Source organism: Roseateles aquatilis, assembly GCF_002205645.1.
GTDB lineage: Bacteria > Pseudomonadota > Gammaproteobacteria > Burkholderiales > Burkholderiaceae_C > Roseateles > Roseateles aquatilis.
On sequence record NZ_NIOF01000010.1, the window covers coordinates 196,462 to 221,317 of the forward strand.

At 69.3% G+C, this 24,856-nt stretch carries 25 protein-coding genes; 11 read left to right on the forward strand and 14 right to left on the reverse strand.

The genetic code is table 11. The annotated features are described in order from the left end of the window. The first annotated feature begins 6 nt into the window (after positions 1 to 6). The 6 genes from CDN99_RS19725 to CDN99_RS19750 all read left to right on the forward strand — a co-directional run bounded on the left by CDN99_RS19725 (position 7) and on the right by CDN99_RS19750 (position 6,201). On the forward strand, positions 7 to 1,512 hold the full coding sequence (locus CDN99_RS19725) for an extracellular catalytic domain type 2 short-chain-length polyhydroxyalkanoate depolymerase (RefSeq protein WP_088386599.1): 1,506 nt from the start codon (positions 7 to 9) through the stop codon (positions 1,510 to 1,512). A 32-nt stretch (positions 1,513 to 1,544) separates the two neighbouring features. Next, a complete protein-coding gene (locus CDN99_RS19730; protein ID WP_088386600.1) occupies positions 1,545 to 2,300 on the forward strand; it encodes an ABC transporter ATP-binding protein in 756 nt (251 codons plus the stop codon). Positions 2,301 to 2,341: 41 nt separating this feature from the next. Beyond that, entirely contained in the window at positions 2,342 to 3,130 is a 789-nt protein-coding gene (locus tag CDN99_RS19735) for an ABC transporter ATP-binding protein (RefSeq protein ID WP_088386601.1), read from the forward strand. A gap of 143 nt (positions 3,131 to 3,273) precedes the next feature. Beyond that, entirely contained in the window at positions 3,274 to 4,278 is a 1,005-nt protein-coding gene (locus CDN99_RS19740; RefSeq protein WP_088386602.1) for a branched-chain amino acid ABC transporter permease, read from the forward strand. Between the two features lie 16 nt (positions 4,279 to 4,294). Next, positions 4,295 to 5,362, forward strand: a complete 1,068-nt coding sequence (locus CDN99_RS19745; RefSeq protein ID WP_193531736.1) for a branched-chain amino acid ABC transporter permease — start codon at positions 4,295 to 4,297, stop codon at positions 5,360 to 5,362. A gap of 50 nt (positions 5,363 to 5,412) precedes the next feature. After that, positions 5,413 to 6,201, forward strand: a complete 789-nt coding sequence (locus tag CDN99_RS19750) for an alpha/beta fold hydrolase (RefSeq protein WP_088386692.1) — start codon at positions 5,413 to 5,415, stop codon at positions 6,199 to 6,201. A 45-nt stretch (positions 6,202 to 6,246) separates the two neighbouring features. Here the strand turns inward: CDN99_RS19750 and CDN99_RS19755 are convergent, their stop codons facing one another. The 5 genes from CDN99_RS19755 to CDN99_RS19775 form a co-directional block, all read right to left on the reverse strand. Then, positions 6,247 to 6,474 (reverse strand): hypothetical protein, encoded by a 228-nt coding sequence (locus CDN99_RS19755; protein WP_141100879.1) that lies wholly within the window; start codon positions 6,472 to 6,474, stop codon positions 6,247 to 6,249. Between the two features lie 4 nt (positions 6,475 to 6,478). After that, positions 6,479 to 6,691: a hypothetical protein gene (locus tag CDN99_RS19760; protein ID WP_088386605.1), complete on the reverse strand. Its 213-nt coding sequence runs from the start codon at positions 6,689 to 6,691 to the stop codon at positions 6,479 to 6,481. 141 nt (positions 6,692 to 6,832) lie between these two features. Continuing rightward, a complete protein-coding gene (locus CDN99_RS19765) occupies positions 6,833 to 7,096 on the reverse strand; it encodes a hypothetical protein (RefSeq protein WP_088386606.1) in 264 nt (87 codons plus the stop codon). Between the two features lies 1 nt (position 7,097). Further along, complete coding sequence (locus CDN99_RS19770; protein ID WP_088386607.1) at positions 7,098 to 7,310, reverse strand: hypothetical protein; 213 nt, start codon at positions 7,308 to 7,310, stop codon at positions 7,098 to 7,100. A 176-nt stretch (positions 7,311 to 7,486) separates the two neighbouring features. Next, a complete protein-coding gene (locus tag CDN99_RS19775; protein ID WP_158218896.1) occupies positions 7,487 to 8,011 on the reverse strand; it encodes a response regulator in 525 nt (174 codons plus the stop codon). A gap of 377 nt (positions 8,012 to 8,388) precedes the next feature. Between CDN99_RS19775 and uvrA the strand changes: the two genes are divergently transcribed. Then, on the forward strand, positions 8,389 to 14,022 hold the full coding sequence (gene uvrA, locus CDN99_RS19780) for an excinuclease ABC subunit UvrA (RefSeq protein WP_088386609.1): 5,634 nt from the start codon (positions 8,389 to 8,391) through the stop codon (positions 14,020 to 14,022). A gap of 63 nt (positions 14,023 to 14,085) precedes the next feature. Here uvrA and CDN99_RS19785 read toward each other — a convergent pair whose 3' ends face one another. The 3 genes from CDN99_RS19785 to CDN99_RS19795 form a co-directional block, all read right to left on the reverse strand. Further along, entirely contained in the window at positions 14,086 to 14,469 is a 384-nt protein-coding gene (locus CDN99_RS19785) for a VOC family protein (protein WP_088386610.1), read from the reverse strand. A 15-nt stretch (positions 14,470 to 14,484) separates the two neighbouring features. After that, positions 14,485 to 14,772, reverse strand: a complete 288-nt coding sequence (locus tag CDN99_RS19790; RefSeq protein WP_088386611.1) for a hypothetical protein — start codon at positions 14,770 to 14,772, stop codon at positions 14,485 to 14,487. Positions 14,773 to 14,837: 65 nt separating this feature from the next. After that, on the reverse strand, positions 14,838 to 15,452 hold the full coding sequence (locus CDN99_RS19795) for a hypothetical protein (RefSeq protein WP_088386612.1): 615 nt from the start codon (positions 15,450 to 15,452) through the stop codon (positions 14,838 to 14,840). A gap of 214 nt (positions 15,453 to 15,666) precedes the next feature. Here CDN99_RS19795 and CDN99_RS19800 point away from each other — a divergent pair, with 214 nt between their 5' ends. Both CDN99_RS19800 and CDN99_RS19805 read left to right on the forward strand, forming a co-directional pair. Continuing rightward, entirely contained in the window at positions 15,667 to 18,357 is a 2,691-nt protein-coding gene (locus CDN99_RS19800) for a prolyl oligopeptidase family serine peptidase (RefSeq protein WP_088386613.1), read from the forward strand. Between the two features lie 26 nt (positions 18,358 to 18,383). After that, entirely contained in the window at positions 18,384 to 18,725 is a 342-nt protein-coding gene (locus CDN99_RS19805; protein ID WP_088386614.1) for a hypothetical protein, read from the forward strand. A gap of 67 nt (positions 18,726 to 18,792) precedes the next feature. Here CDN99_RS19805 and CDN99_RS19810 read toward each other — a convergent pair whose 3' ends face one another. The 5 genes from CDN99_RS19810 to CDN99_RS19830 form a co-directional block, all read right to left on the reverse strand. After that, positions 18,793 to 19,185, reverse strand: coding sequence for a hypothetical protein (locus CDN99_RS19810; protein ID WP_088386615.1), 393 nt, complete (start codon positions 19,183 to 19,185; stop codon positions 18,793 to 18,795). A 61-nt stretch (positions 19,186 to 19,246) separates the two neighbouring features. Next, entirely contained in the window at positions 19,247 to 20,749 is a 1,503-nt protein-coding gene (locus tag CDN99_RS19815; RefSeq protein WP_088386616.1) for a M48 family metalloprotease, read from the reverse strand. A gap of 8 nt (positions 20,750 to 20,757) precedes the next feature. After that, positions 20,758 to 21,369: a UPF0149 family protein gene (locus CDN99_RS19820; protein ID WP_088386617.1), complete on the reverse strand. Its 612-nt coding sequence runs from the start codon at positions 21,367 to 21,369 to the stop codon at positions 20,758 to 20,760. Between the two features lie 37 nt (positions 21,370 to 21,406). Next, positions 21,407 to 21,649, reverse strand: a complete 243-nt coding sequence (locus CDN99_RS19825; protein WP_088386618.1) for a hypothetical protein — start codon at positions 21,647 to 21,649, stop codon at positions 21,407 to 21,409. Between the two features lie 5 nt (positions 21,650 to 21,654). Continuing rightward, on the reverse strand, positions 21,655 to 22,569 hold the full coding sequence (locus tag CDN99_RS19830; RefSeq protein WP_088386619.1) for a DUF808 domain-containing protein: 915 nt from the start codon (positions 22,567 to 22,569) through the stop codon (positions 21,655 to 21,657). 122 nt (positions 22,570 to 22,691) lie between these two features. Here CDN99_RS19830 and CDN99_RS19835 point away from each other — a divergent pair, with 122 nt between their 5' ends. Together CDN99_RS19835 and CDN99_RS19840 are read left to right on the forward strand one after the other, a co-directional pair. Beyond that, the gene (locus CDN99_RS19835; RefSeq protein ID WP_088386693.1) at positions 22,692 to 23,171 is read left to right on the forward strand and encodes a thioredoxin family protein; all 480 of its coding nucleotides are present in this window, start codon (positions 22,692 to 22,694) and stop codon (positions 23,169 to 23,171) included. A 159-nt stretch (positions 23,172 to 23,330) separates the two neighbouring features. Beyond that, positions 23,331 to 24,161 carry a transposase gene (locus CDN99_RS19840; RefSeq protein ID WP_088386620.1) on the forward strand — a complete coding sequence of 277 codons (831 nt, stop codon included), beginning with the start codon at positions 23,331 to 23,333 and terminating at the stop codon, positions 24,159 to 24,161. Positions 24,162 to 24,234: 73 nt separating this feature from the next. On the opposite strand, the gene CDN99_RS19845 is transcribed toward CDN99_RS19840, so the two are convergent. After that, the gene (locus tag CDN99_RS19845) at positions 24,235 to 24,711 is read right to left on the reverse strand and encodes a hypothetical protein (protein WP_088386621.1); all 477 of its coding nucleotides are present in this window, start codon (positions 24,709 to 24,711) and stop codon (positions 24,235 to 24,237) included. Positions 24,712 to 24,856: the final 145 nt, after the last annotated feature.

Below are 24,856 nucleotides of genomic sequence, written 5' to 3' on the forward strand. Positions count from 1 at the left end.
TTTCCCATGAAGTTCTCCGCAGTCCGTGGTTCCGCGATTCGTTTCATCCTGCCCGCCGCGTTGCTGACCGTCGCCGGTTTGACGCGCGCGGCGGCGCCGCTGCCGGCGCTCAACATCGACAAGACGCAGATCACCGTGTCCGGCCTGTCGTCGGGCGGCTTCATGGCCAACCAGCTCGGTTACGCCTATTCATCGACGTTCAAGGGCGTCGGTGTCTTCGCCGGCGGACCGTTCATGTGCGCCGGCCACGCCAACTACACCGCGTGCATGTACAACGCGACGATCTCGTCGTCGGCGCTCAACACCCTGCAGGCGGACCTCAACAACTGGAGCGGCACGGCGATCGACGCCAAGGGCAACGTCGCGGCGCAGAAGGTCTACCTGTTCGTCGGCACCAGCGACACGACCGTCGGCCCCAACCCGATGAACGCGGTGCAGACCCAGTACGTCAACAACGGCGTCACGGCGGCCAACCTGGACTACATCCAGCGCAGCGGCACCGCGCACGTGCTGCCGACGGACTTCGACGCCACCGGCAATAACAGCTGCGGCACCAGCGCGTCGCCGTACATCGCCAACTGCGGCTACGACGGCGCCAAGGCGGCGCTGACGAAGTTCTACGGCACGTTGAACGCGCGCAATAACAGCCCGGCCGCGGCCAACTACATCGAGTTCGACCAGACCGCCTTCAGCACCAATCCCGGCCTGGCCGCCACCGGCTGGGTCTACGTGCCGGCCAACTGCACCGCCGGGCAGGTCTGCAAGCTGCATGTGGCGCTGCACGGCTGCCAGCAGAACTACGCCACGATCGGCGACAAGTTCCTGAAGAACACCGGCTACACGCGCTGGGCCGACACCAACGACATCGTCGTGCTGTTCCCGCAGACGCGCGTGGACAGCACCAGCCGGTCGACCTCGGCCAGCGGCTCGCTGCCCAATCCCAACGGCTGCTGGGACTGGATCGGTTGGTACGGCACCAACTTCGCGCAGAAGGCTGGCGTGCAGATGGCGGCGCTCAAGGCGATGGTCGACCAGATTTCCTCGGGCGGCGGTGGCGGCACCCCGGGCACCCTGCCAGCCCCGGCGTCGGTGACGGCCACCGGCGCGACCAACACCACGATGACCATCGGCTGGGCCGCCGTCAGCGGCGCTGCCGGCTACAACGTCTATCGCGGCGGCGCCAAGGTCAACGGCGCCGTGGTGACCGGCACCAGCTTCGGCGACACCGGCCTGTCGCCGGGCACCAGCTACAGCTGGACGGTGCGGGCGGTCGACGGCGGCGGCATCGAGGGCACCGCGTCCTCGCCGGTGACGGCGTCCACCACGGGCGGCGCGGCGGTCTGCTTCACCGCGACCAACTACGCGCACACGACGGCTGGCCGCGCCTACCAGAGCGGGGGCTACGCGCTCGCCAACGGCTCCAACCAGAACATGGGCTTGTGGAACGTCTTCGTCTCGACGACGCTCAAGCAGACCGGACCCAACTATTACGTGATCGGCACCTGCCCTTGAGCCGACCCAGGACGACCCGATCGACCCCACGCATGCTAGAGACCCGCGACCTGACCATCCGATTCGGCGGCCACACGGCGGTGGACCGCGTCAGCTGTGCCTTCCATCCCGGCACGCTGACCGCCATCGTCGGGCCCAACGGCGCCGGCAAGACGACCTACTTCAACCTGATCTCCGGCCAGCTCGGCGCGAGCTCGGGCCAGGTCTTGCTCGACGGCGAGGACCTGACGCGCATGGCCGCGCCGCTGCGCACGCGGCGCGGGCTGGGCCGGGCGTTCCAGCTCACGCAGCTGTTCCCGACGCTGAGCGTGCTGGAGAACGTCCGGCTGGCCGTGCAGTCGCGGCGCGGCGAGGGGTTGCGCATGCTGTCCGTGTGGCTGAATCACCGCGAGCTGCTGGACGAGGCGATGGCGATCGTCGAGCGCGTGCGGCTGACCCGCCGCGCGGACGCCCCCGCCGCCAGCCTGCCTCACGGCGACCAGCGCAAGCTGGAGGTGGCGATGCTGATGGCGCTGCGCCCCAAGGTCTATCTGTTCGACGAGCCCACCGCGGGCATGAGCGTCGACGAGGTGCCGGTGATCCTGGACCTGATCCGCGAGCTCAAGGCTGCCGGCCAGCACACCATCCTGCTGGTGGAGCACAAGATGGACGTGGTGCGGGAGCTGGCGGACCGCATCGTCGTGCTGCACAACGGGCAACGGGTGGCCGACGGCGAGCCGGCGACGGTCATCGCCTCGCCGGTGGTGCAGAGCGCCTACCTGGGCCTGGCGATGCCGGAGGCCGCATGAGCGCGCCGCTGTCTCCGCGCTCGCCTGCGGCTTCACCGACGATGGCCCCGGCCCCGCCGTTGCCCGGCGCGGTGGTGGCGCCGCCGCTGCTGCGGCTGGAGGGCGTGCACACCCACATCGGCGCGTATCACATCCTGCACGGCGTCGACCTGGCCGTGCCCGAGGGCGAGGTGACGATGCTGCTGGGCCGCAACGGCGCCGGCAAGACGACGACGCTGCGCACGGTGATGGGCCTGTGGCGCGCCAGCGCCGGTCGCGTGCTGCTGGCGGAGCGGCCCATCCAGGCCCTGCCGACGCCCGAGATCGCGCAGGCCGACATCGCCTACGTGCCCGAGAACATGGGCATCTTCGGCGACCTGACGGTGCGGGAGAACCTGCTGCTGGCGGCGCGCCGGGCCCGCTCGCTCGACGACCTGGACACCGGGCGGCTGGACTGGCTGCTGGGCCTGTTCCCGGCGCTGCGCAAGTTCTGGCTCCATCCGGCGGGCAAGCTCAGCGGCGGCCAGAAGCAGATGCTGGCGATCGCGCGCGCGATGGTCGAGCCGCGCCGGCTGCTGCTGATCGACGAGCCGACCAAGGGCCTCGCGCCGGCCATGATCCGCAACCTGATCGAAGCGCTGCGCGAGGTCAGGCGCGGCGGCGCGCGCGAGGAACAGCCCACCACGGTGCTGCTGGTGGAGCAGAACTTCATGGTGGCCCGGGCGCTCGGCGACAGCGTCGCGGTGATGGACGACGGCCGCGTCGTCCATGCGGGACGGATGACCGACCTGGCCGAGGACGAGGCGCTGCAGCACCGGCTGCTCGGGCTGTCGCTGGCGGCCCATCAATGAAGGCGGACGATTCGATGGCGACCCCTCCCATGCCCGCCGCGCCCACGCCCATGCCCATACCTGCTTGCCCACCCGCATCCACGCCCGCGGCCGTGCCCACGGCATCAGCGTCAGCATCGGCACCCCTGTCGTCGCCCACGGCGATGGCCCTGGCCGCCGAGCCGGTACCGAAGACGCGCTTCGACGCGATCCCGCTGCTGCTGATCGTCGCGGTCGCGCTGGCGGCGTTGCCGCTGGTCGGTTCCGCGACGAGCTGGGCGACGTTGACCATCGCCGGCCTGGCGATGGGGCTGATCATCTTCGTCATCGCCTCGGGCCTGACGCTGGTCTTCGGCCTGATGGACGTCCTGAACTTCGGGCACGGCGTGTTCATCGCGCTGGGTGCGTTCGTCGCGACGACGGTGATGGGGGCGATGGGCGGCTTCGTGGCGAGCCCGTCGCTGGCGGCCAACCTCGCCGCGGTGGCCGTGGCGGCGCTGGCCGGCATCGTCAGCGCGGCGGCGCTGGGCGTGGTCTTCGAGCGGGTGCTGGTGCGGCCCGTCTACGGCATGCACCTCAAGCAGATCCTGATCACGATGGGCGGCATGATCATCGGCGAGGAACTGATCACGCTCGTCTGGGGCGCGCAGATGATCCCGCTGCAGCCGCCCGAGTCGCTGCGCGGCGCGCTGTTGATCGGCGACGTGGCGGTGGAGAAGTTCCGCTTGCTGGCCGTCATCGTGGGCCTGGCGGTCTTCGTCGGCCTGCTGTGGCTGCTGAACCGCACCAAGCTCGGCCTGCTGATCCGCGCCGGCGTGCAGGACCGCGAGATGGTGGAGAGCCTGGGCTACCGCATCCGCCGGCTGTTCGTCGCGGTGTTCGTCGCGGGCTCGGGGCTGGCCGGGCTGGGCGGCGTGCTCTGGGGGCTGTACCAGCAAAGCGTGATCCCGCAGATCGGCGCGCAGGTCAACACGCTGATCTTCATCGTCATCATCATCGGCGGGCTGGGCTCGACGCTGGGGTGCTTCGCCGGGGCACTGCTGGTGGGGCTGATGGCCAACTACTGCGGCTTCGTCGCGCCCAAGGTGGCGCTGTTCTCCAACATCGCGCTGATGGTCGCCGTCCTGCTGTGGCGGCCGCAAGGGCTCTATCCGGTGAGCAGCCGCTGAAGGACGAGGAATGACCGTGCTCCGTTCCCTGCTGTCCCACGACCTGCCGCGCAGCCGCGTGTTGGCGGCACTGCTGCTGGTCACCGTGCTGGCGCTGGCGCTGGCGCCGTTCGTGTTCCCCGGCACCAAGGCGCTCAACGTGGCGGCCAAGATCCTCGTGTTCATCGTGCTCGTGGCGAGCTACGACCTGCTGCTGGGCTACACCGGCATTGTCAGCTTCGCGCACACGATGTTCTTCGGCATCGGTGCCTACGGCGTCGCGATCGCGAGCACGCGCATGGAGCCCGGCTTCGCGGCGCTGGCGGCGGGCATCGGCGGCGCGCTGGTGTTGTCGCTGCTGCTGGCGCTGGTGATCGGGCTTTTCTCGCTGCGGGTGAAGGCGATCTTCTTCGCGATGATCACGCTGGCGGTCGCGGCGGCGTTCCAGGGGCTGGCGTCGCAGCTGTCGGACTTCACCGGCGGCGAGGACGGCCTGAACTTCCGCCTGCCCGCGCTGCTGTCGCCGTCGACCGAGTTCCTGGAGGAGCCGCTGCTCGGTGTCTCGGTGGACGGCCGGCTGCTGAGCTACTACCTGCTGTTCGTCGTCGCCGCGGTGCTGGTGCTGGCGCTGCTGCGCATCGTCAACTCGCCGTTCGGCCGCGTGCTGCAGGCCATCCGGGACAACGACTTCCGCGCCGAGGCGATCGGCTACCGGCTGGTGACCTACCGCACGCTGTCGACGCTGCTGGCCGCCGTCTTCGCCACGCTGGCCGGCGCGTTGCTGGCGATCTGGCTGCGCTACAACGGGCCGGACACCTCGCTGTCGTTCGAGATCATGCTGGACATCCTGTTGATCGTCGTCATCGGCGGCATGGGCACGATCTACGGCGCGGTGCTGGGCAGCGCGCTGTTCGTGCTGGCGCAGAGCTACCTGCAGGACCTGATGCGCATCGGAGGCGCGGCGGTGGCGGACGTGCCGGTGCTGTCCCAACTGATCGCGCCGGAGCGCTGGCTGTTGTGGCTGGGCGTGTTGTTCGTGCTGGCCGTGTATCACTTCCCGACCGGGCTGGTCGGGCGGTTGCGGCAGCGAAGGAGTGGACCGTGACATCGCCGACCTCGAACTACCTGAGCTGCGCCGGACGGGAGCTGCATTACATGGCGTGGGGCGACCCGACCGCGGAGCCCGTCATCGCCTGGCACGGCCTGGCCCGCACGGGCCGCGACATGGACGAGCTGGCCGCGCAACTGGCCAGGCGCCATTTCGTGATCTGCCCCGACACCATCGGACGCGGGCTGTCGCAATGGAGTCCCGACCCCGACAACGAGTACTGCCTCGCGTTCTACGTGAAGCTGGCGGTGGCGCTGGTCGATCAACTGGGGCTGAAGACGTTCCACTGGGTCGGCACGTCGATGGGCGGCGCGATCGGCCTGCTGGCCGCGGCGACGTCGCTGCGCGGACGCATCCAGCGGCTGGTGCTGAACGACATTGGCCCGGAACTCGCCGACGCGGCCGTGCAGCGCATCCGCAGCTATGCGGGCAATCCGTCGGCGTTCGACACCGTCGGCGAGCTGGAGCAGTACTTCCGCCAGATCTATCAGCCCTACGGCTGGATGAGCGACGCGCAGTGGCGGCGCCTGACCGAGACCTCGGCGCGTCGCCTGCCCGACGGTCGCGTGACGCCGCACTACGACCCGGCGATGGTCCGGCAGTTCTTCGTCCATCCCGACGACTACAAGCGCTGGGCCGAGTGGGACTCGCTGAGCCTGCCGGTGCTGTGCCTGCGCGGCGAGAGCTCGGACCTGCTGCTGCCGGAAACGGCCGACGCGATGCGGGCGCGGGGGCCGCGCGCGGTGGTCGTCACCGTCCCGGGATGTGGGCACGCACCGGCGCTGAACGTGCCGGCGCACTTCGCGGTGGTGGAACGGTTTCTGGAAGGCGGCTGAGCGCGGCGCCGATCTGCGCCGGACCTGTGCCAGATCAACGCTTGATCAGCCAGCCCAGCATGCCAGCGTGGACGTGGCCCACCGTCGGTCCTCCTCGGCCACGCAGTCGGCGACGAGCACGGTCAGGCTGTAGCCGATGACCGTCGACAGGACGAGGATGCCGAAGAAGAACAGGGACAGGTCCTTGATCCGGCGCACGTGACCATCTGCCGGGCGTTCCTCGGACTCGATCTGCAGCGCCATCCGGAGCCCGGTATCAGCTTGGCTGGACATCGCATCACAACTCGCTGAATTCGATCTTCAGCGCGGCACGCTGATCGGCGTGGACGATGCCGACGTAGTCGCCGCAACGGGCCGCCCGACGAGCCCTGAGGAACAGCTCGACGGACTTCTGCAGGACGTGGCCCATGCTGGTCCGATCGGCTTCGGACGCTTGTTCGATTTCCCGATGCAGGGAATCGTCGACTTCGATGCGGTACCGGATGGTCATGCGAGGCTCCTTGATGACGCTCGACCGTCGAGCGCGGACGACCAGTGAATCACGCGTGCCGGCCCAAGGCCAGCGTCGCGAGGGGGGATTGCAGTAAGTCCTGCGCAAGATCAAATCTCCGCCGGATCGCGACGGCGCCCATCAGCGCTTGATCAGCCAGCCGAGGATGCCGCCGAAGACGGCGGTCAAGGTTGACAGTGCCCATTGGCGGTTTTCATCAGGGGTGCAGGCATCCCGCAGCGTGAGGAGACTGAATCCCACCAGTACCATCAAGATGAAGACGCTGACGAAGAACAGGCCCAGGTCCTTGATGCGTCGGGCTCGACCGTCCGCGCGGGACTCGGGGATGCCGACCTTGGCGTCCAGCAATTGGGCGCGTGTTTCCATGGTGTCGTCGGCGCCCATGTCAGATCCACCGGATTTGTGTTTGCAGGTGGTGCTCGTGATCCCGGTCGACGAACCCCAGCACGCGACCGCGACGGATCTCCCGACGCAAGGTGAAGTAGGTGTAGAGCGCGCGGCTGATGACCTCCATTTCGGAATGACGATCCTCCCTGGCGGCCCAGCGGATGTCGTCGTAGGCCTCATCGGTCAATGTGGCGGTCAGCGGGACTGGCATGCGGAACTCCTTCAACGCGTGGCGACCGGACATCGGGCGCTGGACGCCAGTGAAGCACGCACGCCCCGGCCCAGGCCAGTTCCGCGAGGAGGGATTGCCGTCAGTCCTGCGCAAGATCAAACCCGCGCGGGATCGCCGTGGCCGGCGGTGGACAGCGGTCTTGACGACCGCGGGGGTCAGTCGTTGAGCTGAGGCAGATCCAGCCAGCGCGCCAGCCGGCGACGCAGCGTCAGGAAATCCAGCGGCTTGGTCAGATGCTCATCCATGCCGGCCTTGAGGCTGTCGGCCACGTCGCTGTCCAGCGCGTGTGCGGTCAGCGCCAGGATGGGGAAGCGCGGCAGCCGGCCCTGCGCCTGCTGCTCCCGCAGCCGGCGCGCGCATTCCAGGCCGTCCATGCCCGGCATCTGGATGTCCATCAGCACCAGGCTGGGCGCGGCGCGCTCGCACAGGTCCAGCGCTTCCTGGCCGTTGCGGGCCAACTGGGTCTTCAGACCCATCAGCGCCAGGAACTCCAGCGCCACGACCTGGTTGATCGGGTTGTCCTCGACCAGCAGCACGAAGGCCTCCCCCGGCGCCGGGCGCTGGCCGGAGACCGTGGCATCCACCGCCGGCGGCGACGCCGGCGCGGGTTTCGCGGACGCGTCGGACGTCATCAGGACCAGCGTGGTCTCGGAAGGGTGATGGCCGTCGTTTCTGTCCATGTCGCTTGTCGCCCCCCAGCCCATGAAGACTGCGGGTAATCCCTGAGAAAAGTCGCGCGTGTCGGCGCCGGATGTGGCATTGCGGCGACGGGGTCCATTGTTGCCGCAGCCCCCGAAGACTAGCAAGTGTGCGGAAGTCATCACTCCTAGGCCTTGACAGGAGGTATTCCAAGCCTTCCTGAACGGTCGAGGCATTTCATTTGCTTACCACTATGTCCCCGCCGAAAGGCGAGCGCCCATGGGGCCTGGCTCGCGGACGAGCCGCTTGCGGCTTCCTGCCGCCCGCCAGGCGTTCGCCTGCTGCCAGTTCGTGGCATCGGCGCTCCCTAGAATGTTTGCCCACTGCCTTTTTTGAGCCTCCGGGCCCGACACCACACATGTCCGACGCCGATATCCGCATCCGGGGCGCCCGCCAGCACAACCTCAAGAACCTCGATCTCGACATCCGCACCGGGGAATTGACGGTGGTGACCGGGCCCAGCGGGTCCGGCAAATCCAGCCTGGTGTTCGACACGCTGTATGCCGAAGGGCAGCGCCGTTATGTCGAGACCTTCTCGGCCTACGCCCGCCAGTTCCTGGATCGCATGGACCGTCCGGCGGTCGACAAGGTCGACGGCGTGCCGCCGGCCATCGCGATCGACCAGACCAACCCGGTCCGCACCAGCCGTTCCACCGTCGGCACGATGACGGAGCTGAACGACCACCTGAAGCTGCTCTTCGCCCGCGGCGCGGAGCTGTTCGACCGCGACACCGCGCTGCCGGTGCGCCACGACACGCCGCAGACGATCTACGCCGAGCTGATGGCGCGGACGAAGTCCGACGATCCACGCCTGGTGCTGACCTTCCCGGTGGAGCTGCCGGAGACCGTCAGCGCCGGCGAGGTCGAGCAGTGGCTGTCCGCGTCCGGTTTCACGCGGGTGCAGTCGGAGCGCGTCGTCGGGGGCCGCAAGGTGCTGGACGTGGTCGCCGACCGCTTCCGCATCCAGGGCGTCGAGCAGGTGCGCGCGATGGAGGCCATCGAGCTGGGCCTCAAGCGCGGCAGCGGGCGGCTGACGATCTACGCGCTGAGCGCGCAGGAGGGCGTCGAGCCGATGCTGTGGCGCTACTCGACCGGCCTGCATTGCCCGGAGAGCGACATCCGTTACGCGGACCCGCAGCCGCCGCTGTTCTCCTTCAACTCGGCGATGGGCGCGTGCGAGACCTGCCGCGGCTTCGGCCGCGTGATCGGCGTCGATCTCGGCCTGGTGATCCCCGACGAGCGCAAGACGCTGCGCGGCGGCGCCATCAAGCCGATGCAGACGCCGGCCTGGAAGGAGTCCCAGGACGACATGCTGAAGTACGCGGGCGAGGCCGGCATCCCGCGCGACACCGCCTGGAACCAGATGACGCAGGCGCAGCGCGACTGGGTCATCGAGGGCAGCCCCAACTGGAACGGCAACTGGAACAAGCAGTGGTACGGCGTGCGCCGGTTCTTCGACTACCTGGAGAGCAAGGCCTACAAGATGCACATCCGGGTGCTGCTGTCCAAGTACCGCAGCTACACCGAGTGCCCCACCTGCCGCGGCGCGCGGCTCAAGACCGAGGCGCTGCTGTGGCGCATCGGCTCCAAGCCGCTGGCCGACGAGGCGCTGCCCGCCGAGCGGCGCTTCATGCCGGAAGGCGTGAAGTGGAACCGCGTCCAGCTGGAGGCGCTGCCGGGGCTGTCCGTGCATGACCTGATGCAGTTGCCCATCCATCGGCTGCGCCGCTTCATGGACGAGCTGCAACTGCCCGGCACGCTGCTGGACGAGGCGCTCAAGCTGCTGATGGACGAGATCCGCAACCGGCTGAAGTACCTCGTCGACGTCGGCATCGGCTACCTCACGCTGGACCGCCAGAGCCGCACGCTGTCCGGCGGCGAGGTGCAGCGGATCAACCTGACGACGGCGCTGGGCACCTCGCTGGTCAACACGCTGTTCGTGCTGGACGAGCCCAGCATCGGCCTGCATCCGCGCGACATGAACCGCATCGTCCAGGCGATGCAGCGGCTGCGCGACGCCGGCAACACGCTGGTGGTCGTGGAGCACGACCCGGCGGTGATGCTGGCCGCGGACCGGCTCATCGACATGGGGCCCGGCCCGGGCCAGCAGGGCGGCCAGATCGTCTTCGACGGCACGCCGGAACAGATCCGCGCCGCCGACACGCTGACCGGCGCCTACCTCGGCGCGCGCAAGCACGTCGGCATGGGCCTGAAGCGCCTGGTGGAGGAGAACACGCCGCGCCTGATCCTGGAGGGCGCGCGCGAGCACAACCTCAAGAACGTCAGCGTCGAGTTCCCGCTGCAGCGCATGGTGGCGGTGACCGGGGTGTCGGGCTCGGGCAAGAGCACGCTGATGCAGGACGTGCTCTATCCGGCGCTCGCGCGCTGGTTCGGCCAGGCGACCGAGACGCCGGGCGCGCACGACCGGCTGCTGGGCGCGGACTGGCTGGCCGACGCGGTCTTCGTCGACCAGTCGCCGATCGGCAAGACGGCGCGTTCCAACCCGGCCAGCTATGTCGGTGTGTTCGACGAGATCCGCAAGCGCTTCGCCGAGGCGCCGCTGGCCAAGGAGCGCAGCTACGGCGCCGGCATGTTCAGCTTCAACGCCGGCGACGGGCGGTGCCCGACCTGCGGCGGCTCGGGCTTCGAGCATGTCGAGATGCAGTTCCTCTCCGACGTCTACCTGCGCTGCCCGGACTGCGACGGCAAGCGTTTCCGCGCCGAGCTGCTGGAGGTGAAGCTGGAGCGAGGCGGTCGCCAGTACAGCGTGTCCGACGTGCTGGAGCTGACGGTGGCCGAGGCGCTGACCGTCTTCAAGGACGACCGCGAGGTGGTGAACAAGCTGCAGCCGCTGTCGGACGTGGGCCTGGACTACCTGACGCTGGGCCAGCCGGTGCCGACGCTGTCGGGCGGCGAGGCGCAGCGCCTGAAGCTCGCCGGCTACCTGGCGGAGGCGGCCACCAAGCCGCGCCAGGCGACGGCGACCAAGGGCACGCTGTTCCTGTTCGACGAGCCCACGACGGGCCTGCACTTCGACGACATCGCCAAGCTGATGCGGGCGATGCGCAAGCTGCTGTCGGCCGGCCACTCGCTGATCCTGATCGAGCACAACCTCGACGTGATCCGCGCGTCGGACTGGGTCATCGACCTGGGTCCCGAAGGCGGCGAGGACGGCGGCCTGGTCGTGGCCACCGGCACGCCGGAACACCTGAAGGACCACCCGACCTCGCACACCGCGCAGGCGCTGCGCGAGTACGCGCTGGAGATGGACCGGTCGCCGGTGAAGGTCGCCGAGGGCCGGCCGCTGCAGGCGCTGGTGCGCCAGCGCCGCAAGGCCGACGAGGCGATCCGCATCGTCAACGCGCGCGAGCACAACCTGAAGTCGGTCGACGTCAGCATCCCGCGCGGCAAGTTCAACGTGGTGACCGGCGTGTCGGGCTCGGGCAAGAGCACGTTGGCCTTCGACATCCTGTTCAACGAGGGGCAGCGGCGCTACCTCGAATCGCTGAACGCCTATGCGCGGTCCATCGTGCAGCCGGCCGGCCGGCCCGAGGTCGACGCGGTCTGGGGCATTCCGCCCACGGTCGCCATCGAGCAGCGGCTGTCGCGCGGCGGCCGCAAGAGCACGGTGGCGACGACGACCGAGGTCTGGCATTTCCTGCGCCTGCTGTACGTGAAGCTCGGCGTGCAGCACTGCGCCCACGACGGCACGCCGGTCAAGCCGCAGAGCGTCGAGGCGATCGCGGCGCAACTGCTGCGGGACTACCGCGGCCAGCATGTCGGCCTGCTGGCGCCGCTGGTGGTGAACCGCAAGGGTGTCTACACCGATCTGGCGAAGTGGGCCAAGCAGCGCGGGCACACGCACCTGCGCGTCGACGGGGAGTTCCTGCCCACCAGCCCCTGGCCGCGCCTGGATCGATTCAAGGAGCACAGCATCGAGCTGCCGGTGGGCGACATGGTCGTCTCGCCGGAGACCGAGAACGAGTTGCGCGAGCTGCTGGCCAAGGCGCTCGACCAGGGCAAGGGCGTCGTGCATCTGCTGGCGCCGCTGGACGGCCTGCACGAGGCGTTGCGTCACGGCCGGCCGACACAGGGCATCGGCGCGGCGCGGGTTTTCTCGACCAAGCGCGCCTGCCCGCAATGCGGCACCAGCTATCCGGAACTGGACCCGCGCCTGTTCAGCTACAACTCCAAGCACGGCTGGTGCGGCGGCTGCGTGGGCACCGGCCTGGCGCTGACGCGCGAGCAGCGCAAGGTGCTTGACGACAGCGTGCAGGAGAAGGACAACCGTGGCCGCGAGCAAGGTTTCGCCGAGGACATCGAGATCGAGGACCTGACCGATCAGCCCTGTCCGGAGTGCCACGGCTCACGCCTGAATCCGGTGGCGCGCGCGGTGACCTTCGAGCATGAAACGATCGCGGCGGTCGCGTCGTGGAGCGTGACCGAGGCGCGCGAGTGGATCGCCGGCCTGATGCTGACGGGCCGCGACGCGGAGATCGCGCGCGACGTCGTCAGCGAGATCAAGGGACGGCTGGAGTTCCTGGAGGAAGTCGGCCTGGGCTACCTGACGCTGGACCGCGCCGCCCCGACGCTGTCCGGTGGCGAGGCGCAGCGGATCCGCCTGGCGGCGCAACTGGGCAGCAACCTGCAGGGCGTCTGCTACGTGCTGGACGAGCCGACGATCGGCCTGCACCCCCGCGACAACCAGATCCTGCTGAAGGCGCTGGCGACGCTCGGCGACAAGGGCAACACGCTGGTGGTTGTCGAGCACGACGAGGACACGATCCGGCGCGCCGATCACATCATCGACATCGGTCCGAGCGCCGGCAAGCGCGGCGGCCGGGTGATCGCCGAAGGCACGGCGGCGCAGATCGCGGCCAACCCGGAGTCGCTGACCGGTCGTTTCCTGTCGCGGCCGCTGGTGCATCCGCTGCAGCCGCGTCGCGAGATGCTGGCCGACGCGCCGAAGCTGACGGTGCTGAACGCCACGCTGCACAACCTGCACGGCGTGACGGCGGACGTGCCGCTGCACCGGCTGGTGGCGATCACCGGCGTGTCGGGCTCCGGCAAGAGCACGCTGGCGCGCGATGTCCTGCTGGCCAACATGGCCGCGGCGGTGCCGCTGCGCCGCGCGCCCGCGAAGTGGATCGGCTGCGACGCGGTCGAGGGGCACCAGCTCGTGGACCGCGTGCTGGAGGTCGACCAGACGCCGATCGGCAAGACGCCGCGCAGTTGCCCGGCGACCTACATCGGCTTCTGGGACGCGATCCGCAAGCTGTTCGCCGAGACGCTGGAAGCCAAGGCTCGGGGTTACGCGCCAGCGCGTTTCAGCTTCAACACCGGCGAGGGCCGCTGCCCCGGCTGCGAGGGCCAGGGCATGCGCACCATCGCGATGAGCTTCCTGCCCGACGTGAAGGTGCTGTGCGACCAATGCCACGGCCAGCGCTTCAATCCCGAGACGCTGGCGGTCAGCTGGCGCGGCAAGAGCATCGGCGACGTGCTGCGGATGGAGATCGACGAGGCGGTGGACTTCTTCGCCGCGATGACCAACATCTCGCACCCGCTGAAGCTGCTGCAGGACGTCGGCCTGGGTTACCTGACGCTGGGGCAGCCCAGCCCGACGCTGTCGGGCGGCGAGGCGCAGCGCATCAAGCTGGTGTCCGAGCTGGTCAAGGTGCGCGACGACGTCACGCGCCGCGGCCAGAAGCCGCCGCACACGCTCTACGTGCTGGACGAGCCGACGGTGGGGCTGCACATGGCGGACGTCGAGAAGCTGATCCGCGTGCTGCATCGGCTGGTCGACGGAGGCCACAGCGTGGTCGTCATCGAGCATGACCTGGACGTGATCGCGGAGGCGGACTGGGTGCTGGACCTCGGGCCGGAAGGGGGCTCGGCGGGTGGGCGCGTCGTCGCGCAGGGACGGCCCGAGACGCTGGTGGCGCAGGCCACGCACACGGGGGTGGCGCTGGCGCCGGTGCTGGCGCGGAAGTGATCCGGGCAGGGGCCGGGATGCCGCCCGCGGGCGCGGCGTTCGGCGGCCCGGCTCGTCGCGCGATCAGGCCAGTGGATACGCCCGGATCTCGATCAGATGCTGGTTCGGGTCGTTGAAGTACAAGGTCGGCGCCGCGCCTCGGGCGCCGACTTCCTCGCCGGGACCGGTGTTGGTGCCGACCGCGTGGAAGCTGGGTCCGTGGCCGATGCCGGCCGCCTGCACGCGCGCGAAGATGCGCTCGAATTCATCCGGCGTCACCGAGAACGCGTAGTGCTCCATGCCCGCCGTGCCCCAGGGAGCCAGTTGCAACTGACAGTCCGGGCCGACGCGGATGACGGTGAACGGGCCCGACGTGCCTTCGTTGGAGAAGCCCAGGATGCCGGTGTAGAAGCCGAGGCTCTCGGCCAGGTCGTTGACCTTCAGGATCAGGTGATCGAGCGTGGCCATCGGACCGCCACGTTGTCAGTGCGGCTTGCGCCGCTGCTCGAATTCGTCACCGTGATAGACGTTGCCGTCCCAGTTGTCCGAGCGGTGCTTCGCGCGGGCGATCGCGTCGAGCGCGGCATCGTGCGCGGCGCGGCGGCGTTCACGGGAGTTGAAGCGGCTGCGCAGGCCGGGGCCGCTGGACAAATGCCGTGGACGCCGCATCCAGGCCCGGATGGCCATCTGATGACGGCGCGGCAAGGCCATGTCGATGGCCAGCAGGATGCAGACCAGCAGACCCAGGGCGGCGAAGACATTGACGAACATACGTCGGCGCTGTGAATCACGCCTTACTGGCGTGCAAGCCGCCGACTATACGCGAGGCCCGTCGCTCAGTCGCGATGATGGTGGCCATTGCCACGGTCACCACGGTCGCCGCGATCTCCTCGGTCGCCGCCGCGATTGCCTCGGTCACCCCGGTCACCTCGGCCGTCCCAGCGGCCGTCGCCCCGGCGGTCGTCCCAGTCGCGTCGGCCGTCCCAACCCCGGCGGCCCTCGTCGCGGTGGTCATGCCAGTCGCGCCGACCATCCCAGTGGTCGCGGCGCGGCGGCTCCCAGCGCGGCGGGGGCGCATAGACCGGCATCGGATGAACGTATGGGCGGCCGTAGTAGACCGGCGCGTAGGTGCGGGCGTACCAGTCCTCGCGGACGAAATACACCGGCCGTCCGCAGGCGCCGTAGTAAGCGCAATGGCGAGCCCAGTGGCGGTGATGCTCGACCGGCACGCGCAGATACAGCGGGGGCGCGGGGTCGTAGACGCGCTGCATGATCAGCGGCTCGCTGTAGATCACCGACGGGCGGACGTTGCCGACGTCGATCCGGCCGTAGAAACCCGGCTGGCCGACGCTGATGGACACCCCGACATCGCCGGCGAAGGCGGCCGGCGCGGCGAGGGCGCCGGCGAGCAGCGCCGTGGCGGTCAGGATGCGGTGGATCAGTTGCTTCATCGGGGTCCTCTCTGGGTTGTCTGTCGCGGCGCGATCGCCCGGTTCTCCGTGCTGGAGGTCATGGCGGCGGGGTCGCGACAGGCCGTTCCTAGGGAAAGTATGGAGGTTTAACGCGCACTTGACGGCCTTGGTGGACGTGTCAGCGGTAAGCAGTTGTTGGCATCGTCCCTAGAATCCTCGGTCCCCGCCGAACCCCGCGGGGCGGAGCAACGTTTTGAAGCAATGGATCCTCACCTCCCTGGCGCTGGCGACCCTGGCGACCGGGCTGGGCGCCAGCGAAGGCTCGCTGGCCCAGACGACCGCCTCGACCCAGGCAGCGCCCGTCGCCGTGGCCAACCGGCCGCTGACGCTGGAACAGCTGTTCCGCGCCGAACCTTATCGCGGCGAGTCCGCCAAGGACGTGCGGTTCAGCGCCAGCGGCCGTTACGTCGCCTACCTGTGGAACCCGTTCGGCGAGCCGGGCAGCGACCTCTACGTGCATGACACGCAAACCGGCAAGACGGTGCGCGTCAGCTCGCCGACGCTGATGGCCGTCGTCGAGACGCCCGAGAACCTGGACCGTTACGCCCGCAAGCTGCGCCAGAAGCGCGACGAGCAGGCCGAGCGCCAGGCGCGCGAGGAAGCCCAGGCCGCCTACCTGCGCGGCGAGGCGGTGGACCTGGAGCAATGGGAGCGCAAGGCGCTCGCCGACCTGAAGGTCGAGCTGGCCGAACGCAAGGCCCGCGAGGACGCGCGCAAGGCCGCCGAGAAGGCCGCCTGGGGCGACGCCCCGGCCGCCGCGGTCGCCGCGTCGGCGCCCGCTTCGGGGGCCTCGGCGCCGGAAGCGAAGAAGCCGGCCAAGGATCCCAAGGACATGGCCCTGTGGGAGCTGCGTGACGAGCTGAAGAAGAAGCTCGCCAAGGACAAGCTCAAGCCCGAGGACCTGTATCCCGGTGTCTCGCAGTTCGTGTGGGGCACCCGCGGTGACGAGCTGGTGTTCGCCTACCGCGGCCAGTTGCTGCGCTGGAAGGCCGGCGCCGAACGCGCCGAGCCGTTGCTGGCCACCGGCCGCACGCTCCGGCCGGTCGGCTACACGCCGGACGACCAGCACCTGATCGTCCAGGACGAGACCCGCGTGCTGCGCGTGCGCCTGGCCACGGCCGGCATCGAGGTGATCAACCGCGAGCTGTTCAACCCGGACGACGAGGATCGCAAGTTCCGCATCGCCCAGACCACGCTCAGCGAGGATGGTCGCTGGATGGCGCTGGCCGCCAACGCGCCGCTGGTCGGCGCGGACGGCAAGCCGCTGCCCAAGGCGGGCCGGCAAGTGGAGATCATGAATTACAACGACCGCTTCGCCACCGCGAAGAAGGTCCCCCGCGAGGTCTCCGACGACAAGCGCGGCCTCGAATCGCTGGCGATCTACATCCGCAAGGTGCCCGCCGTCGGCGCGGCGCCCGAGCGCCAGCCGGAGCCGGTGTTCACGCACCCGGGCGGTGATTTCTGGTTCGAGATCTCGCCGGTGGTCTGGGCGCGCGATGGCAGCCATTACGTGTTCACGACCTTCGAGCGTGAGAAGGACCTGCTGCGCGTCTACCTCGGCAAGCCCGACGCGGCCAAGCCGGAGATGGTGCTGGAGCGCCGCGCGCCGATTCACCATGAACTGGTGAACGTGATGACGCCGACCTTCACGCCGGACAGCAAGCAACTGGTGCTGATCCTGGCTGACAACGGCTGGCGCCAGCCCTACGCGATGAGCCTGGCGGCCGGCGCGGACCGCTCGGTCCGTCCGCTGGTGAACGGCGAGTTCGAGGCCTTCCAGGTGCTGGGCTTCACGCCGGACGTGAAGGCCATGTTCGTCGTCGCCAACAAGGACGACTACGCCGCGATGAACGTCTGGCGCGTCGAGCTGAAGGACGGGCGCATGACGGCGCTGGGCCGGTCGCCGGACTACCACCGCAACGCGGCGGTCGCCAAGAACGGCCAGTGGGCCGCGGCGGTCGCCGGCAACTGGGCCGAGCGTCCCGAGCTGAAGCTGCTGAAGGGCCAGCCGGTGGCTGCCGGCGCCGACGCCGGCAAGCTGCTGACGCAAAGCCACGACCCTGCCTGGGCCAAGGTCGACGTGCTGCGTCCGGAGCGTTTCAGCTTCAAGAACCGCCATGGCGACATGATTCCCGCCTACGTGTTCAAGCCGTTGGGCTGGGCGCCGACGGACAAGCGCGCCGCGGTGGTCTACACCTACGGCGGCCCGCTCAACGACCGCCACTCGGTGGAGACCGACAGCTTCCAGCCGACCGGCTACGTCTTCGCGATGTACATGGCGGCCAAGCACGGCTACGTCACCGTGACGGTGGACCCACGCGGCCACTCCAACTACGGCGAGAAGTTCGCGGACGCGAACTGGGAGAAGCCGGGCGCGCCGCAGAGCGAGGACCTGGAGGACCTGGTCGCGTACATGAAGTCCAACCTGGGGGTCGACGCCGCGCGCATCGGCCTGAACGGCTGGAGCTTCGGTGGCTTCCAGACGCAGTACACGATGTACACGAAGCCCGACCTGTTCGCTGCCGGCATCGCCGGTGCCGGTCCGACGGAATGGGAGAACTACAACAGCTGGTACAGCGGCCGCACCATCGGCAAGGTCGACCGCAGCAAGCCGGTGCTGCGCAAGTACTCGCTGCTGCCGCTGGCGCGCAACCTCAAGAAGCCGCTGCTGCTGGTGCACGGCATGCAGGACCCCAACGTGCTGTATCAGGACACCGTCAACGTGTACCGTGCGCTGCTGGAGTCGGGCAAGGAAGGGTTGGTCGATCTGTTCCTCGATCCGGACGGCGAGCACGGTCTCGGCGGCGCGGTCAAGGCGGTCGGCTGGCACCGTAAGTACGAGGCGTTCTGGCTGCAGCACCTGGGCCCGGCGCAGCAGAAGTAAGGCGACCACATCACAGGGAGGAATTCATGATCGCGAAGAAGGTCAAGATCAAGGCGGCATTGACCGCCGTCACGTTGTGCGGATCGATGAGCCCGGCCCTCGCGGGCGAGCCCACGATCTCGCAGCCGATCAAGCAGCTGCGCTACAGCACCGAGTACAACCTCGTGTACATGGCCGGCGAGAGCGGGTGGGGCGCACCGTCATGTCCCGGCGCGGTGCATGCCCAGTTCTTCATGGGCTCGCCCAACTTCAAGAACCTGATGGCCGTCATCCTGCTGGCCAAGGCGCAGGGCTCGAAGGTGTCCTTCTTCGGCGAATGCGCGCCGGATCCCTACTACTTCAACGTGAGCTACGTCGTGGTCGATTGACGCATCGAGTCCGCTCGATGCGAGCGAGGCCCGCGATCGAAGGATCGCGGGCCTTTTCGCTTGCGCCTCAGGCAGTCTTCTCGAAGCGCTGCAGCAACTGCAGCACCTGCGGTCGCGTGTACTTCTCGATCGGATCGACATCCGGACCGTCGCCGGACCGGCGGCACTCGCCGTCGTCGAAGGCGAGGTAGACCTCGAAGGTGAGGTCGGGCAGGTCGATTTGCTCGTTCGGGGAATCCGAGGCGCAGAGCGTGCCGAAGATGCTGTTCATGATGCAGTCGCCATCCTCGTACGACAGCGAGCCGTCCGCGAAGGCGCGGGCCACGTGCAGCGAGAGCTGGTCCAGCAGTTCCCTGCAATCGCAGGAGGCCTGGGCTGCCAGGGCGGCCAGTTGAGCGGGGGACGCCTCGGCGACGAGGGCGAGATCGATCAGGCGTTGGAGCGGGGCGGTCGTCGTCATGGCCGGGTGAGTGGGCGCACCTGGCGGCCCCGCGCCCTCCGGCGGCGACGGTGGGCGCCCCTCAGGGCGCCGCGATGACCGTCTTGACCCGCTGGCCGACCGCCGGGGCGGCCTTGTCGCCGTAATGGCCGTTGAGCAGGCGCAACTGGGCCTCGCCCAGCACCGAGCCCTTCGCCAGTTCGGCGAATCCGCCGGACGGGAACGGCCGCAGCGCGATTTTCCAGGGCTTGGCGAGCTTGCGGTCGTCGGCGCTCGGCGCGCGGAAGGACTCCTCGATCTGGACCAGTCCCGCGCGGCGAGCCTGCAGGACTTGCGCGTCCTTCGCCGCATAGGCGAGCGCGTAGACCTGGCCCTTGCCGCTCGTGATCAAGGTCAGTTCGGCCGTACCGCGCTGCCCCTGCGCATTGCGTCGCACGCCGCTGAAATGCGTCGCCCGCAGGCCGTTGATGGTCCTGGCGTCGGTGCGGCCCTGCTCGGCGCCCCAGCCGCGCAGGATGTCGTCATGGGAGCTGCCCGCCTTCTCCGGCACTGGCTGCAGGATCAGGGCCGCGTCGCGCTGCGGGCTCATCACCGTCAGGGCGTCGCTGCCGTTCTGCAGCGTCCAGCCGGACGGCGCCGTCAATGCGATGTCCAGCGATGGATGCAGGAACAACTGCCCGCGCACCAGCCCCTGCGCCGGGCTGTCGCCGAAGCCCATGCCGTCGATCGCCTGCAGGAAGGCCGCGCGGTTCTCGTCGACGGTCTGGCCGACGGTGAGCGTCGCCGCCTCGTCACGGATGCGCTGCAGGCGCTGCTCGTTGCTGGGGTGCGAGGCGAGCCAGTTGTTGCCCGTCGTCGCCGGGCGGCCCGCCGCGCGCGCCTGATCGGCGGCGAACTGCTCCTGGTCCTTCAGCACCTGGATCACCTCGACCATGTGCTTGGGGTCGTAATGGTTGCGGGCCAGATACTCGGCGCCGAGCTGGTCGGCCTGCAATTCCTGCTCACGGCTGTACGACGCGATGTAGCCGGCCGCGACGTTCTGAGACACCTGCCCGGCCAGGTCGGCCGCGCCGCCGACGCCGCGCGATTCCAGCACCGCCCCCAGCACCGCCGCCGCCAGCACGCCGATGCCGGCGTTCTGCTGCCGCGTCGCCCGCTGCGCGCCGTGGCGCGCGGTGACATGGCCGATCTCGTGGCCCATCACGCCGGCCAGGTCGGCCTCGCTCTCCATGTAGGCCAGGATGCCCCGCGTCACGTAGACATAGCCGCCGGGCAGCGCGAACGCGTTGACCTCGGGGCTGTCGAGCACGGTGAAGTGCCATTCCAGCTCGGCCCGATGCGACTGCGCCGCCAGCTTGTTGCCGAGCGCGCTCACGTAGGCCTGCAGCTTCGGGTCGTCGACCGGCGTGTACTCCTTGAGCACGTCCTGATGCGCCTTGCGGCCGGTCTCGACCTCCTGCTGCGGGCTCATCGCGCTGCGTTCGGTCTGGCCGGTGACCGGGTTGACGACGTTGGTGCCGCAGCCGGCGAGCAGAGCCGCGGCGACCGTGGTGGCCGCCACGGCGGAAGATCTGAACGCGCGCATTGCCGGGATCAGTCCGCCTGCTGGCGCAGCGTCCACAGCGTCAGCACGCCCTCCGGCACCTCGCGGCTGAGCGCGTCACGCCAGTGCAGGTCGGTGAGCTTTTCCTGGTCCTCGGCGCTGAGCTGGCTCTCGTCGCCGCCCAGCAGCGCGATCGGCGCCAGCGCGGCGGCGGTCTTGACGTGCTCGAACAGCGGCGTCCAGGCCTCGCCGTCCTGGTCCACGCCGATCATGAAGCCGGTGCACCAGTCCTCGGCGTCCACCAGTTGCTGCTCTTCTTCCTCGGCGACGCTGAAGATCGGCTCCCATGCGTCCTGCTTCGACGTCCACTGCACGGCCAGGCTGTGCACGTGGCGCAGCAGCAGCAGGGCGATCCGCTTGCGCTGCTTGCCGCTGACGAACGGGTCGCCGCCGCCCCACACGGGGCTCATCCACTCGGCGCCAGGCTTGTCGGCCAGCGGGAGCGGGCTCAGCAGCTGCGCGCTCAGATAACCGTCCAGCGCCTCGATGTTCATCGCGGCGTCGTTGTCGAGCTCGGACAGGAAGTCGTCCAGGTCCGACAGCTCGTCGTCGGTCAGCGGCAGGTAGTCGGCCTTGGCGGGTTGGTACTGCGGAAAGTCCATGGGGGATCCTGAGAATGCGGGCGGGTGTTGGCGGAAGTCAGCCGTGACGGCCGTGGCGGCTCTTGGGCTTGCGGCCGTCCATGTCGGTCAGCTGGGTCTTGAGCAGCGCCATCAGCACGCGGGCGTTGGCCTCGGTCATCGTGATCAGGGTGCTGGGCTCGATGCCCTCGACCGGCTGGCGATCGTTGACGAGGGCGTCCACCTTCAAGGTCACCAGACCGCTGGTGGTCGAATTCGAGGCGGCCTTGAACTTCTGGACTTCGATGTGATGCGTCTTCATGGGCGTCATTCTCGGCGATGGCGCAGCCGCTGGATACCGGTGACCCCGGCGACGACCACGATGCCGGCCAGGATGCCGGTCACCGCGTCGCCCAGCAGCTGCACGACGGTCGCGCCGAAGCCGCTCGCACCGCTGGCCACGACCACGTGGTGGACGGCGTCGTGCAGGAAGGGCGCGCCGTGCGTCAGGATGCCGCCGCCGACCAGGAACATCGCCGCCGTGCCCGCCACCGACAGGGCCTTCATCAGCCACGGCGCCAGCCACAGCAGCCCGCGCCCCAGCGCCTGCTGCCAGGCGGCGGCCTTGCGGCTGAGCCACAGGCCGACGTCGTCCAGCTTGACGATGCCCGCCACCAGGCCGTACACGCCGATCGTCATCAGGATCGCGATGCCGGACAGCACCAGCACCCGTGTCATGAAGCTGGCGTCGGCGACGGTGCCCAGCGTGATGGCGATGATCTCGGCCGACAGGATGAAGTCGGTCCGGATGGCGCCCTTGATCTTGTCCTTCTCCAGCGCCGCCAGGTCGACCGACGGGTCCTGGAGCGCGGCGGACAGCGCCTGCTGATGGGCGTCGTCCGCCGGGCCGTGCAGCCACTTGTGGGCCAGCTTCTCCACGCCCTCGAAGCACAGGTAGGCGCCGCCGATCATCAGCAGCGGCGTCACCAGCCAGGGCGCCCAGGCGCTGATCGCCAGCGCCGCCGGCACCAGGATCGCCTTGTTGAGCATCGATCCCTTGAACACGCCCCAGACGACGGGCAGTTCGCGGTCGGCGCTGACGCCGGTGACCTGCTGGGCGTTCAGCGCCAGGTCGTCGCCGAGCACGCCGGACGTCTTCTTGGCGGCCATCTTGGAGAGCAGCGCCACGTCGTCCAGGACGGTGGTGATGTCGTCGAGCAAAGCGAGCAGGCTGGAGGCCATGGCGTGAAGATCCCGTTCCCTGGATGTGAGGTGTTGTGCGAAGCCCGCCTTTGTACCCGATGCCGCGCGCGCCGCGCCCCGACCTTCGGCAGGGGCATGGCGCCGATGGCACACTCCGGCGCATGAAACGCCGCACCACCTCCTTCCTGATTGCCGCCGCGCTGGCCGCGGCGTTCGTGTCGCCCGCCATCGCCGCCGACGGCGCCGGTCCGGGGCCTTATGACGAGCAGGCGGACGCCCGCGCCGACATCAACAAGGCCGTCGCCCGCGCCGCCCAGGAGGGCAAGCAGGTGCTGGTGGTCTACGGCGCCAACTGGTGCAAGGACTGCCTGGCGCTGAACCGCGGCTTCGGCCAGGGGCATCTGGGCGGCGAGGTCGACAAGCGCTTCGTGACCGTCAAGGTCAACGTCGGCCGCTTCGACAAGAACGTCGACGTCGCCAACCAGATGGGCGTGACCCTGAAGAAGGGCATCCCGACCGTGGCCGTGCTGGGCGCCGACGGCCAGGTGCTGGGCACCACGAAGGGCGGTGAACTGGCAGACGCCCGCAACATGGGCGAGGACGCGGTCCTGAACGTGCTCGGATCGCTCGGCAAGAGCTGATGAGAACTGACCCCCGATAGCCGCCCGCGCCATCGCGCCGCGGCCTTCCAGACCGGTGGCCGGACGGTGCCACCGGATTCAGGGGTCAAGTCTTGCGCCCGCCACTCAAACGAGTGTCGGGCGCTTGTTTTTTGTGCGCTGATCGCCTAGTTTGCAGAAATGGCCAGGCCACTTCGCATCGAGTTTCCGGGCGCCGTCTATCACGTCGCGACACGTGGGGATCTGCCTGTGTTCGCCGACGACGAGGACCGGCATGTGATGCTCGATCTCATCGAGCAGGCCGTCCAGCGCTTCGACGCCCAGGTGCTGGCCTACGGCCTGGGGCGCGACCATTACGAGCTGCTGCTGTTCACGCGGCAGGCGAATCTGTCCCGCCTGATGCGCCATCTGAACGGCGTCTACACGCAGGCTCACAACCGCCGCCACGCGCAGACCGGACACGTCTTCCAGGGCCGTTTCAAGGCGGTGCTGGTGGATCGGGAACACCTGCTGCTCGACGCCTGTCGCTACGTGGAGCTGATCGGGCGCCGATCGGGGCTGGCGTCGTCGCCGGCCGGGTGGCGCTGGAGCAGCCTGCAGGCGCACGCGGGGCTGGTGCCGGCGCCGGACTGGCTGGAGGTGGACGGGCTCTGGACCAACGTCCTCGGCCGCGTGCCGCAGAACGCGGCCGACCGGCGCAAGGCGGGGCAGCGGTATCAGGCGATGGTCGAGGCGGAGCCCGACCTCGACATCTGGGGCGAGCTGCGCCACCAGATCTTCCTCGGCGACGCCGCCTTCGTGCAACGCACTGTCCGGCAGAGCGAGCACCCGCCGCGGGCGCCCCGTCCGCGCCGCTGGGGCGACTGGCTCAAGGCCAGCGGCAGCCGCGAGGAGGCGCTGTATCGCGCGCACACCGAGGGCGGTCAATCGATGACCGCGCTGGCGCGGGAACTAGGGTTGTCGGTGTCGCGGGTGAGCCGGCTGATCGCCGGGCACGAGCGACAACGCTGAGGGGCCTGGACCACGGGGTCGGCCGGGCCGCCTCGCTGTTGGGTGTTTTGTCATCTCGCCGAGGCGAGATCGCTCAATGCAGCGCGCGAGCCGGAGCGGCCGGGCAGGGCGCCACGGCCTGGTCCTGTTCCGCGGCGTCATGCCAGGCGGCGGTGGTCAGCTCGCGGGCGGCGCCCAGTTGATGGCAGAGCTCGGCCACACCCAGGCCATCGGCCTCGCCCTCGGGCAGCGGCAACGCGGACACTTCCGCCGGCAGGTCCGCCAGCGCGCCCAGCAACTGGAACAGCAGTTCCAGGTCAGGCTCGGCGTCGGGCGCCTGCTGCTGACGGGCCAGGCCCAGGCTGCGGCACAGGTAGAAGCAGGCCTCGGCGGCCTGATCGCACATCGCGTGCGACAGCGCCAGTTGCTCCAGCGCCTCGGCCCGGGCCGCCTGCGCGGCCGGATCGTCCGAGGTGTCCCGCAGCGCTTCCAGCGTCGCGGACACGGGCGGGCCGACGAGGGTGTCGTCGTCCTTGGGCGGCAGCGGAGAACAGGGTTTCGGGGTCGCCATGTGGAATGCGGGTCGGCGGGTCGGGTCGACAACGGTCCGGATGCTAGGGGTCTCGCGGCAAGCGCGCCTCCCACGAGTCGGGGGGAGCGCCTGGGCCGCAAGGGGCGGCGGCTTCAGGACCGCGTCGACGTGTCACGAGTCGTGA